The 13,997-nt window shown below is 42.3% G+C and carries 10 protein-coding genes, 1 pseudogene and 2 CRISPR repeat arrays (1 of these 13 cut by a window edge); of the genes and pseudogenes, 5 read left to right on the top strand and 6 right to left on the bottom strand.

Features of this window, described 5'->3' with window-relative positions:
- Nucleotides 1–159: 159 nt before the first annotated feature.
- From AACW45_RS22510 to AACW45_RS22495, 4 genes are all read left to right on the top strand, one after another.
- Entirely contained in the window at nt 160–603 is a 444-nt protein-coding gene (locus AACW45_RS22510; RefSeq protein ID WP_242045691.1) for an ABC transporter transmembrane domain-containing protein, read from the top strand.
- A 325-nt stretch (nt 604–928) separates the two neighbouring features.
- Nucleotides 929–1,960, top strand: coding sequence for a FecCD family ABC transporter permease (locus tag AACW45_RS22505; protein WP_190634943.1), 1,032 nt, complete (start codon nt 929–931; stop codon nt 1,958–1,960).
- Entirely contained in the window at nt 1,957–2,997 is a 1,041-nt protein-coding gene (locus AACW45_RS22500; RefSeq protein ID WP_190634941.1) for a FecCD family ABC transporter permease, read from the top strand. The genes AACW45_RS22505 and AACW45_RS22500 overlap by 4 nt, the downstream gene beginning before the upstream one ends.
- A 38-nt stretch (nt 2,998–3,035) precedes the next feature.
- Nucleotides 3,036–3,842, top strand: coding sequence for an ABC transporter ATP-binding protein (locus tag AACW45_RS22495; protein ID WP_190634939.1), 807 nt, complete (start codon nt 3,036–3,038; stop codon nt 3,840–3,842).
- A 194-nt stretch (nt 3,843–4,036) separates the two neighbouring features.
- Nucleotides 4,037–6,063: a CRISPR direct-repeat array (repeat unit 37 nt; unit sequence GTTTCAATCCCGTTGCCGGGATTCGCTAAGTTTCAAG).
- Nucleotides 6,064–6,117: 54 nt separating this feature from the next.
- On the opposite strand, the pseudogene cas1 reads toward AACW45_RS22495, so the two are convergent.
- The 6 genes and pseudogenes from cas1 to AACW45_RS22470 form a co-directional block, all read right to left on the bottom strand.
- Nucleotides 6,118–6,819 (bottom strand): annotated as a pseudogene (cas1, locus tag AACW45_RS38450) (CRISPR-associated endonuclease Cas1); the annotation flags it as partial.
- Between the two features lie 211 nt (nt 6,820–7,030).
- A complete protein-coding gene (gene cas4 / locus AACW45_RS22490; RefSeq protein ID WP_190634987.1) occupies nt 7,031–7,612 on the bottom strand; it encodes a CRISPR-associated protein Cas4 in 582 nt (193 codons plus the stop codon).
- Between the two features lie 93 nt (nt 7,613–7,705).
- Nucleotides 7,706–8,761: a CRISPR system precrRNA processing endoribonuclease RAMP protein Cas6 gene (gene cas6, locus AACW45_RS22485; protein ID WP_190634937.1), complete on the bottom strand. Its 1,056-nt coding sequence runs from the start codon at nt 8,759–8,761 to the stop codon at nt 7,706–7,708.
- Nucleotides 8,739–9,506: a hypothetical protein gene (locus AACW45_RS22480; RefSeq protein WP_242045690.1), complete on the bottom strand. Its 768-nt coding sequence runs from the start codon at nt 9,504–9,506 to the stop codon at nt 8,739–8,741. The genes cas6 and AACW45_RS22480 overlap by 23 nt, the downstream gene beginning before the upstream one ends.
- On the bottom strand, nt 9,487–10,449 hold the full coding sequence (locus AACW45_RS22475; protein ID WP_190634936.1) for a DevR family CRISPR-associated autoregulator: 963 nt from the start codon (nt 10,447–10,449) through the stop codon (nt 9,487–9,489). The genes AACW45_RS22480 and AACW45_RS22475 overlap by 20 nt, the downstream gene beginning before the upstream one ends.
- A gap of 79 nt (nt 10,450–10,528) precedes the next feature.
- The gene (locus tag AACW45_RS22470; RefSeq protein WP_190634933.1) at nt 10,529–12,388 is read right to left on the bottom strand and encodes a hypothetical protein; all 1,860 of its coding nucleotides are present in this window, start codon (nt 12,386–12,388) and stop codon (nt 10,529–10,531) included.
- 345 nt (nt 12,389–12,733) lie between these two features.
- On the opposite strand from AACW45_RS22470, the gene AACW45_RS22465 reads away from it, so the two are divergent.
- Nucleotides 12,734–13,069: a XisI protein gene (locus AACW45_RS22465; RefSeq protein WP_190634931.1), complete on the top strand. Its 336-nt coding sequence runs from the start codon at nt 12,734–12,736 to the stop codon at nt 13,067–13,069.
- A 6-nt stretch (nt 13,070–13,075) separates the two neighbouring features.
- Nucleotides 13,076–13,997: direct repeats of the CRISPR family, unit length 37 nt; unit sequence GTTTCAATCCCGTTGCCGGGATTCGCTGCATTTCAAG; it runs 1,240 nt beyond the window's last position.

The raw sequence follows: 13,997 nt of genomic DNA, 5'->3' as shown, positions 1-13,997 counted from the left end.
GTAGCAAAAAATACTATCAAACATAAATTAAGAGTGCCTGTTGCACAATTCTTTCAATTGAGAAGAGAGAACTACTTTGGCTGGTGCGGGGATTGGCGCAGCAGCAGGAGGTATTATCGGAGCGTTGTAGATAGTAGTGGGCGTTTCACAAGAGTGCTGATGAAAATCGGACTACAACAATACTGGAACTTACTTGTAGACTACCTCAAGCCACAAAAGGGTAGAGTAATTAAGTTTGCGATCGCACTTCTTTTCAGCATCGGCTTACAAATCCTCAAACCCCAGATTTTACGCTATTTCATTGACACAGCTGTAGCTGGAGGCGATCGCCAAAAATTATTCCTAGCAGCTTTTTTATTTATTGCTGTCGCCTTAATTACCCAACTCATGACAATTACCGCAACCTTATACGGTGAAAACGTCGCTTGGACAGCTACTAACGCCTTACGTGCAGATTTAGTAGAGCATTGTTTGACACTAGATTTATCCTTTCATAAATACCGTACACCAGGCGAATTAGTCGAACGTATAGACGGCGATGTGCAGAATTTATCAGAATTTTTCTCGAACTGTGACAATCCTTTGTTAATTGGCGTCATCTGAGATATTTTCTCGTATTTGCTGTTAGCTAGCGATTAAACAGCAATGGACTAACTATTATAGCTATTTGATAATAATTTTCTGATTTTTCTGAAACAAGTACAAAATTAGTTGAAAAAAAATCCTAATAAGGATAAAGTATAATCTTGAAACTTATCGCTCTTATCGCTCACATTAGGCTGCAAAGCTAAATATTATAGGAATGTACCTTGTCTTAATACTTGATAGTTATATAAAAATTCTCAATTAAGATGTTGGAATTGCAAATGTCAAAGAAGACACAGCTAGCTTACTTAAATGAATATAATTATCAATTGATGAAAAGATAATGACAAGAGCAACCACAGCATCCCCAAGGAACTGGAACACACCGAAAATATCTCCATTAGCGGGTCTAATTCTGGGCATACTAATTCTGCTAACTTGCTTGGTGTACAGTGTTACTTTAGGTGCAGCAGAAATATCTATAAAAAAGATTCTAGAATCCTTTATCCTATTTGACGGTTCATACGAACATTTAGTAATTCAGACCGTGAGATTACCGCGATCGCTCATTGCTCTGCTGGTAGGATCAGCCTTAGCAGTCTCCGGCGCATTAATGCAAGGTTTGACGCGCAACCCCTTAGCAGATCCAGGGATTTTGGGTATTGAGTCAGGTGCAGCATTAGCTGTAGTTACCACAATTTTTCTCTTTGGCGGCTCCTCCTTAGGCGTTTTAACCATTGTGGCCTTTGTGGGTGCAGGCGCGACAGCGATGTTAGTCTACTTGCTGGGTTCTTTAGGAAAGGGAGGAGCCACCCCATTAAATCTCACCGTAGCAGGTGCAGCACTCACGGCTTTGATTTCTTCCCTCACCACGGCTATTCTCATCGTCAGTCAACGCACCTTAGAAGAAATTCGCTTTTGGTTGGCTGGTTCCCTAGCTGGCCGGGATATCAACATCTTATTGTCAGCATTACCTTTTGTCGTGATTGGCTTAGTGGTAGCCTTTAGCCTTGGTAGACAAATTACAACCATGAGCCTGGGTGAAGATGTAGCCAAAGGTTTAGGTCAACAGACAGCTTGGGTGAAAATTACCACTGCTATTAGTGTGGTGCTACTAGCAGGAAGTTCCGTATCTCTAGCCGGGCCTATCGGCTTTATTGGCTTAGTCGTTCCCCATATGGTGAGATTTTTTATCAAAGCCGATTACCGTTGGATTTTGCCTTACTCCGCAGTTGTCGGTGCAACTTTACTTTTAGTTGCAGATGTGGCGGCGCGGATATTACTCAAACCCCAGGAATTACCTGTAGGTGTGATGACAGCATTAGTTGGTGCGCCCTTTTTTGTCTACTTGGCTAAATCAAAGGTGAGGAAATGAAATTGGATTGGCTCGTCATCCGTTCCGAGACGATATCTTTGCGGATCGATCGCCGTGTACCACCAATGCTGCTATGTTTGGCAGTGGCGGTTTTGGTAGCAATGGTGATGAATTTAGGCCGGGGAGAATACCCGATTTCCCCCCTAGACATTATCAAAACCGTATTGGGTATTGATACAGGTAATCCCGATCATGCTTTTGTGATTCACAACCTCCGTCTACCCCGTACCCTTGTGGCTTTTATGGTGGGTATAGCACTGGCAATTTCTGGCACTATCTTGCAAGGAATTACACGTAACCCATTAGCCGATCCCGGCATTATTGGCATTAATGCGGGGGCAAGTCTAGCGGCAGTGACAGTAATTGTATTATTACCATCAGCACCTGTTTATACTTTGCCTTTGTCCGCCTTTGCAGGTGCTTTATTAATGGCTGGTTTAATTTACTCCTTGGCTTGGAACAATGGAAGTTCGCCAGTGTTGTTTATTTTAATGGGCGTGGGTTTATCTGCGATCGCCTCTGCTTTCACCAGCTTATTAATTACCTTTGGCGATATTTACAGCGTCAGCGATGCGTTGGTGTGGTTAGCTGGTAGTGTTTACGGACGCACCTGGGAACAAGTTTTTTCTTTTTTACCTTGGTTAATCGTTTTTGTGCCAATGGCGCTGATACTAGCCAGACATTTAGATGCCTTAAATTTGGGAGATGATGTCGCCAAAGGTTTAGGAACTCGTGTGGAATGGCAACGGGGTTTACTCGTACTAGTGGCTGTAGCCTTAGCAGGTGCAGCAGTCGCCACAGCCGGAATGATTGGCTTTGTAGGATTAATTGCACCCCATTTAGGCAGACAGTTAGTAGGTACAAATCATCAAGGTTTAATTCCCAGTTCTGCATTATTAGGAGGAATGTTAGTTGTAGCTGCGGACTTTTTCGGCAGAACTATCTTTGCACCTATCGAAATTCCCTGTGGAGTGGTAACTGCTGCGATTGGCGCACCTTATTTTCTCTATTTATTAATTCGCAATCGCAAAAAATAGTCAACCGTCAACCGTCAACCGTCAACATAATAACAACTATGAAAGGATTATCAACCAAAAGTTTGTCTTTAGCTTACGATGGCGTACCCATTATTCGAGACTTAAATTTGGCAATTCCTCCGGGAAAAATTACGGCTTTAGTAGGTGCAAATGGTTGCGGTAAATCAACTTTATTAAGAGGTTTAGTTAGATTGCTCAAACCTATTGGTGGTACCGTATATCTTGATAGCACTTCAATTTTTAATTTGTCTACTAAAGAAGTAGCACAACAATTGGGGATTTTACCCCAAAGTCCAGTAGCACCCGAAGGATTAACAATCAGAGATTTAGTTGCTCAAGGTCGTTATCCTTATCAAAATTGGTTGCAGCAGTGGTCAGCTAAAGATGAAAAAATTGTGCAACAGGCACTCTTAATTACAGATTTATTAGAGTTAGCAGATAGAGCATTAGATACCTTGTCTGGTGGACAACGCCAACGTGCTTGGATTGCAATGGCACTGGCGCAAGATACAGATATTTTACTATTAGATGAACCGACTACTTTTTTAGATTTAGCACATCAAATAGAAGTTTTAGATTTGTTATATGATTTGAACCAGAATCAGGGAAGAACTATTGTCATGGTGCTGCATGATTTAAATCAAGCTTGTCGTTATGCAGATTATCTAGTTGCTGTGAAACAAGGAAGAATTTTTACGGCAGGAGAACCCAAGCAAGTAATGACAGAGGAGATGGTAAAAGAAGTTTTTGCTTTAGAGTGTCGTGTTATTTCCGATCCAGTTTTGGGAACGCCGATGTGTGTACCCATAGGACGCAAGGGCAAAAGTAACACCATTCATAATTAATAATTTCTAGTTTCTACAAATGTTGAATTCTCGTGAATTAGCAACAGTATTGTCAAGATAGCAATCCTATTTCAGTTGTGAAAAATATCGGTTTTGGCTGTTGACTGTTGATTGTTGTAGGGGCGGGTTCACCGATATCCTCATTTATTATTTCAAGCTACCAGTCAATTATGGAACGTACTCAAACTTTTTGCGTTTCAATCCCGTTGCCAGGATTCGCTAAGTTTCAAGTCTGTGCAGTGCTTGGACTGACATCGGATACACACAAGGTTTCAATCCCGTTGCCGGGATTCGCTAAGTTTCAAGTGCTACCCATGCATTGAATTCTGATAAATCTGGCTCGTTTCAATCCCGTTGCCGGGATTCGCTAAGTTTCAAGCTAATCAGGCGGATTTCAATTCAGGGAAAGCAGTTAAGTTTCAATCCCGTTGCCGGGATTCGCTAAGTTTCAAGTCTGGAAGGATATATTTACCAGTTAAGCTATTATCGAGGTTTCAATCCCGTTGCCGGGATTCGCTAAGTTTCAAGAACTTTGAGGTATGTAGACGATATTTTGTTAGACGTTTCAATCCCGTTGCCGGGATTCGCTAAGTTTCAAGGATTAATAAAGATAGCGGAACACACGCCCCAAAATTAGTTTCAATCCCGTTGCCGGGATTCGCTAAGTTTCAAGACAGTGGCGCTTGCTTCGATGATTTGCGTCATGGGTAGTTTCAATCCCGTTGCCGGGATTCGCTAAGTTTCAAGATGGCGGTTCCTGTTTTAGAGACCCCCTTTCTAAATGTTTCAATCCCGTTGCCGGGATTCGCTAAGTTTCAAGAATCGGGGGCGATGGTTTTTGATGTAGTATCGAGTGTGTTTCAATCCCGTTGCCGGGATTCGCTAAGTTTCAAGTTGGACATTCCTCCAAGTCTTCATTTCTCCAACCATGTATAGTTTCAATCCCGTTGCCGGGATTCGCTAAGTTTCAAGCCAAACAGTTCTAGTTAAGGTTGTATCAAGTAACTGGTTTCAATCCCGTTGCCGGGATTCGCTAAGTTTCAAGGGTAAAACCCAATTTCATCAAAGCCAGCGCTAAAAGTTTCAATCCCGTTGCCGGGATTCGCTAAGTTTCAAGTCGTGCAAAGCTTGTAATCTTGATAAATCTTTATCGTTTCAATCCCGTTGCCGGGATTCGCTAAGTTTCAAGCAGGCAGAGGCCTCTTGTGGTATTTCTCTTTGTGTGTTTCAATCCCGTTGCCGGGATTCGCTAAGTTTCAAGCAGAACAAGGGCGATATATGTCGCCCAGTGGCAGCAAGGTTTCAATCCCGTTGCCGGGATTCGCTAAGTTTCAAGGAGGTATTGACCGTTACAAGCCAAAGGGATAAAATGTGTTTCAATCCCGTTGCCGGGATTCGCTAAGTTTCAAGGGGATCGACCCGGCTATGCGCTTTAGGTTATTTTGTGTTTCAATCCCGTTGCCGGGATTCGCTAAGTTTCAAGCCGCAAAATTAAATAAATCAGCACTGGCTTCTCTGGTTTCAATCCCGTTGCCGGGATTCGCTAAGTTTCAAGCCTCGGTTAGCTGTTCTTCATTCTTAGGATCAACTGTGTTTCAATCCCGTTGCCGGGATTCGCTAAGTTTCAAGTTCATAATTTGACCTCAGTTAATTACCAATTTCTAATTGTTTCAATCCCGTTGCCGGGATTCGCTAAGTTTCAAGCGGGTGTATACCCTAATTTGCTGCCTCAAGGCTTTTTAAGGTTTCAATCCCGTTGCCGGGATTCGCTAAGTTTCAAGAAGGGTAAAGGCTGGCTTGTAGTATCGCCGCAAAATTGTTTCAATCCCGTTGCCGGGATTCGCTAAGTTTCAAGCATGGTGACAAGGTTGTATGGATTTCAATTATCTGTTTCAATCCCGTTGCCGGGATTCGCTAAGTTTCAAGTAATATTTTCAAAGCAATACGCTCCATCCCCAAATAGTTTCAATCCCGTTGCCGGGATTCGCTAAGTTTCAAGCCGGATGTTTTAAAGGCACAAGAAGCAGAAAGTAAGTTTCAATCCCGTTGCCGGGATTCGCTAAGTTTCAAGGAAGGGATTATTGAAGCAAGCGATCCAAATTTATTAACGTTTCAATCCCGTTGCCGGGATTCGCTAAGTTTCAAGATCGCCCAAGATGGGACTGTAGTAACTGATTGTGAAATGTTTCAATCCCGTTGCCGGGATTCGCTAAGGTTGAATTTCCCGTTTACCCAACAAGCCTAAAACTACATTGTCACTCACTAAGGCGCGAAATTCTTCCATCAAATCTAATACCATTGCTGGTTGTCCGTGATGAACTTCATGTAAATAGCCAATATAAGGGTCAAGTCCAGCAAGGTGAACCGCAGATGTGACTTGGGTTTTCAACAAAGCATAGGAAAAACTTAATAATGCATTCACGGGATCGGTAGGTGGGTTACGATTGCGACCGTTGAAAGTCCATTGTTTACCCACCATTCTTTGCCAACAAGCAAAATACTCTCGTGCGGCTAATCCTTCAATTCCCCGCACCTGGTCTATAGTTTTTTGGCTTTTAACCATAGTTTTGCGTTGTTTGAGCGGATTATCCCGTTCGTTATGGCGATATAGTACGTTGTATTGATTGTGAATTTTGGTAGTAACTATTGCTTGGACTAATTCCAAACGTCGTGCAGGATCGTTGTAAACTGCATATTGAGCTAACCTAAGTTGACCATTACGAGAGTATCCGGGCAACGCCGAGCCTAAGTATTTTCCGAAAAAGGAAAGATAATGTACGGGCATTCCTAATTCTAAAGCATAGACAAGAGCGTCTCCGGTAACTTGCGGATTACCCATGAGAACTACTTGTTCTACAGTTTGCGCAGGTATATTTTTTTTCTTCCATGTACCATCTTCCTGCTTTAAAGAGACGGTGAAGGCTTCGTAGACTTTACTTAAAACGGCTTCGGCTTGAGTAACGTAGAGAACTGACATATTAATTTTAGATTTTAGATTTTAGATTTTGGATTTTGGATTTTCAAACAAATTGGTTTGATTTAGTGAGGCGTAGGTTGGGTTGAGGAACGAAACCCAACATTTTCGGCGCTTTGTTGGGAGATAAGGCTTCCTTATATCTGAACTTTTCAAAACGGATTTTGGATTTTCAAACAAATTGGTTTGATTTAGAAGTAGTGCAGAATCGTCTCTAAATTTCTGCACGGAGTGCTTTGACTTCAAAAGGTAAGCAAATTCGTTGCAAACTGCATGAGGAGCATTTTTTGTTATTGTTAATGGGGGCTGGCATTTGCTGATTAGCAGCAACTTGAGCCAGTGCGATCGCATTTTCTGTAGCTTGTCGTAATTGTGGGGTAAATGCTACGGTTTGTCTTCTGCGGTTGGCGTGGTAAAAAATTTCGCCATAGGCAATATTGCGTCCGGTGCGTTCTTCTAAACATAAAGCTGCACCGCAGAGTTGAAAATGGTCGTTGAGATGTTGTGCCATTTTCCCTTTTTTGTATTCTACTGGGATAAGTTGACCGTTGCACTCTTCTACCGCATCAATAATACCAGCAATTTTCAGGCGATCGCTCCATACCCATTGTTGTTGACGAATCACTGTATCGCCTTCGGTGATTACTAGTTCTTCGTTAATGTTGCGGTGTAAATGGCGACCTAAAATAATATGTTCGTTGTCTTCCATTTCCCCCAGCACATATTCAAGGTAAAATCGCCGTGGGCAATATTCCCAAGCATTCAGATACGCCAGGGGTAAGTAATTTTCATTCATATTGGTCAATGGTCATTTGTCATTAGTCATTTGTCCCCCTCATCTCTCTTGTCCCCCTTGTCTCCCTTGTCCTCCTTGTCTCCCTTGTCCCCCTCATCCCCCCTTAACTTGTCCCATTCCCATTGCAGTTTTTCGACCAATGCCGGCAAAGTTGGCAAAGTGAGCTAAAATTGTGGCGATTCTGGCTTGCTCGCTGTCTGCGAATCTATATCTAACTAATCCTTCTGCACCTATCTCTGCACCACCTTCCATTTTCATGGCGTAGGTTTTGAGTTCGTAAGCTGAAACTACTGCATTCCATTCGATGCTAGGAAATCTGAGTGCTTCTGGTGCAAATAAATTCCAACGTCGTAACAGTCCATTAAAAACTAATTCGGGTAGGGGAAAAGGTTGAATATTTTTACCCTGTTTGAAACTGGTAGGGGTAAGAAATTGGAATTCGATGAAATTCTGAGTTGGTAGTTGTACAAGTTTCTCATAGCTGGTTGCTTGAGTAATATCAATCCAACCACCCAAACGACAGGGTATTCCTGCTAATGTAATCTCGTTACCCAAGTCTGCATTCATTCCCCACAGTAAGGGTGCGAGTAATTCTTTTTGTAATAAGCTGATTTTCAACAGGTTTTTTTTGGGAGAACAATATTCCAAGCCGATTGTCATTGGTAAATTATCCTGTTGGTGTAACCTGTCGGCTAATTCGGGATTTGCATTAGCAAACCAGCGAAAACACAATGCATGGATAGCACGTCCTAGTGTGGGGGGAAGAGCTTTGACGGCGGAAATGGTAATTTGGATTGTATGTAGGGAATGGGAATTGACCTCAACACCACCGATTTCGTAGGCTTTCTCTCGCCATTCTACCAAGTTATTTTCAGCGATTTGTAAACAGAGCGATCGCATTAAATTTTCATATAAAATCGATTCTGGTAGTACTGGCATGATTTTCGTCACCCCATATATTTTACGTAGAGGTATCCAAATGGGTGCGGTATCAACCTCAACTAGCCAGTCGCTTAAAGCGATCGCTGTAGATAATGTTTCAGCTTGGTGTAAAATAACACTTAACCCAGCGAAGCGGTTTTCTGTTTTTCTGCTATTTTGTAATGAATTTGCAGCATTATTACTCTCAGTATCTTTGGTAGAAGTCATAACGGGCACTAGTAGAACGAAGTCGTAATGGTAAAAATCCTGGTTCTATTATCCGGTCTTTGTCAATTTGGGCTTTATCATTGGAAAATGGATTAATGCGGTTAAAGGTAGTTTTTTTACCTAAATCATCCATTGGTTGCACGGTGAAACTAGTGCTGGGGTCTGGTGTAAAGGTGGGTGCATCGGTTTGTTGGGTTGCGTCGGGAAGAAATTGGAAGAAGCAGCCTTTTTTGCCAAAATAATTGATTTGAGCGAATAATTGGGTTAATTGTGCTAGGTTGTCACATTCTCCCGCACAAATTTTTAATTCTCCCTGTAAATGTATCCATTCGCGAAATACAAACCCATCTTGCATAGGTATTGTCGAGCGATTTTTGTCGGCTTTATCTGCGGTTTGGTCATAATACCTGAGTTTGTAACCGTTGCGATTGACTACCAACTGTTCTGGTGGAAGCAGGTATATCTGCAAATCGCGAATCCAGGAAAATTCTTTTTTGATCCAAATATCAAAGTCGTCTTGGTGGCGTTTCCCTTGGCTTTCTAATAATGCTTTTAATAACGCCATTTTGATAGCATAGGGTGTAGGTACCAAATTGGAACGTGCAGCCATGCTAGTAGCGTCAGAACGTTTCAGGGTAAACAAACTTACCGGTTGATAGCTAACGGTGAGCCACCTCTCCCCTAACCCCTCTCCTGCAAGGAGAGGAGAACTGGAATTGTGAGAATTATTCGCTGGCTTCGGCATTGTCGCTCTCCCAAGGTTGCCCTTGTGTAATAATTGTTTGGATGTGTTCGGCGAATTCTGCCATTGAATTAAATTCAAAGCAGTGAATTGTCCCTGCTCCGTTGAGATGATTTAAAGTGTTAGCCAAACTATTAATTTGACGGTTATAGCTTTCTTCTAATGGACTCAACATCGGTGCGGGACAGCGACGGGTGCTGATGGTGATTACTCCTTCAAAATGGTCGGGGTGGGGTAAATTGGTATTTCGCTTGGCTCCGTTGGGTTGCAGATAGGTGTAGAGTACGCTTTTGAGTAATGCGTCTAAACGTTGTTTGCGTTCGGTAATATCAATGCTGTAGCTGAAGTTATGGGGATTGTAACCAATGCGGAAGGCTTCAATATTTAAGACAGTTGCGTATAAACCAGAACTGACTTGTACATTGTAGGGTGTAGGATTTTCCACACCATATTTGGCGTGAAAATAGCTTTGGGTTTTAACGAATGTGGGTAAACCAACAACTGCGCCAAATTCAATTACAGACTCACGTTTTAGGGTTTGTCCACCTTTAACTGTCACCATGAATCCTTCTAAATCGCTGATGGTACAAAGTTGTAAGGCTTTGGCTGTTTTGGCGGCTAAATCTGTGTCTTTGTCGCTAAAAATCGGGAGGTTTTTGTCAATATCATAGCCAATGCGATCGGGGTTAAATTGTTTACCACCTGCGGATAAATGCAAGTTAGATTCTAAGGCGATGCGGTGTAAATGTTCGGCTTGAATATGTTTGAGCATATCACCAGAAATGCCATTAACATATTCGGGTTCATTCATGCCTTTTTGAATGATATAAAATCGCCGAGTTAAGGATTGATTTCCTTCGTTACCTTCGTTATTTAAGGCATGAAGTTGCCAAGAAAGCAAGCCGCTAATGGAGAGGGAATAAATGGGGAATTTTGGGGTTGACATGGGGTGAGATTCCTAATTATTTTTTAACGCGGAGGTTTACAAAGTACGCGCAGAGGTTCGCAAAGGGAAGAGAAGAGGATTATGCGGCTTCTGTTTCGTTGTCGATATTTTCGGTTGTATCGATTTCATCGGGTTCTTGTTCTGTAGTATTTGGTTCTTGGCTTTTACCCCATCCTTTAGCATATCCGTAGGCTATTAACAGGTTGGCGACTAGGCTGGAACCGTGTTTATCAACGAGGTGAATTAGGCTATCTAAGTCAGATTTTGTTGTCCAGATGCGGCGAGGTTTCTTTTGTTTTCTTAATTCGTCGTCTATGCGTAGGTTTTCATTTTCATAACTTGCTAAAAATGAACTAATTTCAATGATAAAATCTTTTTTGGAACCTGATTGAGCAGTTAAACGCTGTGCTAATCCATAAATTCTTTCCCAGCCTGTCTCTTTGGCTTTTCCCTCTTTGTCGCGGATGGTTCCAGCATAGACGGTGGCGCTATTTATGGCTTTAGCAATATTTAAAAATCCGGGGTTTTCGGTGATTTCTGTTAATTGCCAATCTTGGTCATTTTGACGGAGTTTTGTCTGCAAATTTTTGACCATTATATCGATTCCCTGTTTGGAAAATAAGACAATTCTAGAATTAACATCGGCTAGTTTTTTTGTCACATAATCCGCATAGCTGACTTGGAAGCGGAAAAATTGGTACAAATCATTACTAGTAATAAAATCTCGATAAGCTGTGAGTAATTCGCTGTTGCCTTCATCAAGGGAAAGCGATCGCACTATTTTGAGATGTTCTGCTAAAATGCTCTGGAAGCTGTACAATTCCTCACTGTTGTGGGGATGTATCCAAGTTGGTAGTCCCAAGCTAAAGAGTTCTTTGACTCCGTAAACTTGTCCCTTGGAACCGAAATGAGTCCCCGCAAAGTTGCTGACAAAGTAGTTTACAGGTTTATTCCAAATATCAAAATCATCTTCTGATGCTGCGGTTTCCCGATTTCCTAAAGCTTGGTGATGATTGAGCAATTCTTGACAAAAGCGTAATACCAATTCGGCATCAAATCGGGCGATACCATGACCGCCACTGGGGGGATTATATACTAATAGCCGCTTGAGTATATCCTGATATTTACTGAATGATATATCTTGAGGCTGTAACGCTACAACTCGCCAATCGAAGACGCGATCGCTAATTTTAACTCGTTCGGCGATCGCAAAATGAAATAATCCCGTCGCAATTAACCACAAACTCAACCAATCGGCTTTTTGTGAATCTACTTTGTTGCTGTCTGCTTTGACTCGGTTGACTCCTTGAACTGAGGTAGGTAAATAAACCTTGACAGCACTCGCCATACTGGGTAACTTACAACCCGTTGCTTTGTGAAATAATGAGGTAATTTGTTGAATTGTGGTATTTTCTTGGCTAAAACCTTGAAATAATGCGGCTAGTAAAGCACCGTAATTATCTCGCAGTTCCCAACTACCCAACCACAAATCATTATGATTGCGATCGCACCGCATTTGTGTGAGAATCACACCATTCTGGGTTCTGGAATCTGGTGGTTTCGGTGTTTCTTCAAGATTTTCGCTTTTTCCTCGGTTGTGAAACAGAAAATCTCGATAAACCTTGCGCGTCTGGGTATGTTCAACTGTGTCAAACAGTTTAACTTCTGCGGGAATTTTACTGGTATCAGTTTTTTGTCCTTTGACTGGGAAAAATGGATCTGAGTAATTAAGTTTAGCGATCGCTTCTAAGTTGATTGGCTGTTTAAATTGGATGATGTAAGCTGTACCCTTATCAATCAGTTGTATTGCGCTTTTTTGCTTAGTTGCTTGCAAAGCATATTCGGCAAGATACGCTAAACCCAACACCAAAAATATATCAACATAATTACTGTATGTCTTGGTAATGAATAGTTGCTTTATCATGTGGCGTGAAGCCATGTGTTATGTGCTGAATTATTTATAGCATAGGGTTGGAAGAGGGGTATTCCAATATTGGTTTATCGGGAGCATCCCAATTTTGACGCAATACCCTAGAAGGGTATTGCTATACCAACAAAGCCTGCCTTCGCAGGCTATCAAACTTTTAGCCTGCGTTCGTCGAAGACGTTCCCGAAGGGTAGGCAGGCTTCGCATTTCTAGCCCCACCCTTATAGGGTGAGGGCGTTTTTGCACATTTGGGATGCTCCCGGTTTATCGCAAAAAGCTAGGTTCAAATCAACTATCATTAGAACGCTATCAAATTAAGCGCATTGTCTACGATCCAATCGACGAGGTGATTACTCAATGGATAAATTAGATCAATATAGAGTAGCAATTAAAAAAATTTTGACTGAGTATGCTAGCGTTCCGATTGCTAATGGCGAAGTTGATTGCCAACTTATATTTGATACAGAACGCGATCGCTATCAAATTATGAGTGTCGGTTGGGTTGGACATCGCCGCGTACATGGCTGTGTTTTACATCTAGACATAATCGATGGCAAAATTTGGGTGCAACACAATAGTACCGAAATACAAATCGCTCAGGAATTGGTTGCAATGGGAATTCCTAAACAAGAGATTATTCTTGGTTTCCAAGCTCCCTATATGCGTCAATACACAAGCTTTGGCGTTGCTTAATATTTGGTTTCAATCCCGTTGCTGGGATTCGCTGCATTTCAAGTCTGATAAATCGGATGTTTGAGTTTTTTCTGCTGCGAGTTTCAATCCCGTTGCCGGGATTCGCTGCATTTCAAGGAGAATAACCTCCGATTAAGTGCTAAACTTCTGTTTTGTTTCAATCCCGTTGCCGGGATTCGCTGCATTTCAAGTGAGTTAGAACAGGACAAGAAAAAATTCTTAGAGGAGTTTCAATCCCGTTGCCGGGATTCGCTGCATTTCAAGTTGGCTAGTTCCAGTGAAATATCTTTCCGCTTCATGTTTCAATCCCGTTGCCGGGATTCGCTGCATTTCAAGAGTGGTAATGTCTCGGTTGATGCCCGAATCCTTTGACGTTTCAATCCCGTTGCCGGGATTCGCTGCATTTCAAGCCAATGCAGAAGAAAGAGCGAAGCGCGATAAAAACTGTTTCAATCCCGTTGCCGGGATTCGCTGCATTTCAAGCGAATCAGATCGCTGCCGTCGTAATCAGGTAAAGTGTTTCAATCCCGTTGCCGGGATTCGCTGCATTTCAAGTACGTACCCGCTCTAAACCGTCTTAGCCGTTTAGCGTTTCAATCCCGTTGCCGGGATTCGCTGCATTTCAAGTCGCAGTGGTCGCGCCAACTTCACTGCCGATTGGTTGTTTCAATCCCGTTGCCGGGATTCGCTGCATTTCAAGCACAAGGGCTATCAAAACATATCGCTCAAGATAGAAAGTTTCAATCCCGTTGCCGGGATTCGCTGCATTTCAAGTTATTCCATAATCTAGTAGTGTTAGGAAATCTACTCAGTTTCAATCCCGTTGCCGGGATTCGCTGCATTTCAAGCGATCGCTTTTTGTTTGCCCTCTATGTCTACTAGTATCGTTTCAATCCCGTTGCCGGGATTCGCTGCATTTCAAGTTCCA

Origin of the sequence: Calothrix sp. FACHB-168 (genome assembly GCF_963889195.1) — a bacterium.
GTDB classification, from domain to species: Bacteria; Cyanobacteriota; Cyanobacteriia; order Cyanobacteriales; family Nostocaceae; genus Aulosira; species Aulosira anomala_A.
The sequence above is the reverse complement of the archived record's forward strand: the minus strand, read 5'-3'. Positions and strand labels throughout refer to the sequence as shown.

What these genes read in the sequence shown, in the direction of transcription:
- AACW45_RS22480 (WP_242045690.1), bottom strand. Translation starts at nt 9,506, where the DNA reads ATGCCGAAGCCAGCGAATAATTCTCACAATTCCAGTTCTCCTCTCCTT.
- AACW45_RS22510 (WP_242045691.1), top strand. Translation starts at nt 160, where the DNA reads ATGAAAATCGGACTACAACAATACTGGAACTTACTTGTAGACTACCTC.
- AACW45_RS22465 (WP_190634931.1), top strand. Translation starts at nt 12,734, where the DNA reads ATGGATAAATTAGATCAATATAGAGTAGCAATTAAAAAAATTTTGACT.
- cas4 (WP_190634987.1), bottom strand. Translation starts at nt 7,612, where the DNA reads ATGAATGAAAATTACTTACCCCTGGCGTATCTGAATGCTTGGGAATAT.
- AACW45_RS22495 (WP_190634939.1), top strand. Translation starts at nt 3,036, where the DNA reads ATGAAAGGATTATCAACCAAAAGTTTGTCTTTAGCTTACGATGGCGTA.
- AACW45_RS22470 (WP_190634933.1), bottom strand. Translation starts at nt 12,388, where the DNA reads ATGGCTTCACGCCACATGATAAAGCAACTATTCATTACCAAGACATAC.
- cas6 (WP_190634937.1), bottom strand. Translation starts at nt 8,761, where the DNA reads ATGACTTCTACCAAAGATACTGAGAGTAATAATGCTGCAAATTCATTA.
- AACW45_RS22475 (WP_190634936.1), bottom strand. Translation starts at nt 10,449, where the DNA reads ATGTCAACCCCAAAATTCCCCATTTATTCCCTCTCCATTAGCGGCTTG.
- AACW45_RS22500 (WP_190634941.1), top strand. Translation starts at nt 1,957, where the DNA reads ATGAAATTGGATTGGCTCGTCATCCGTTCCGAGACGATATCTTTGCGG.
- AACW45_RS22505 (WP_190634943.1), top strand. Translation starts at nt 929, where the DNA reads ATGACAAGAGCAACCACAGCATCCCCAAGGAACTGGAACACACCGAAA.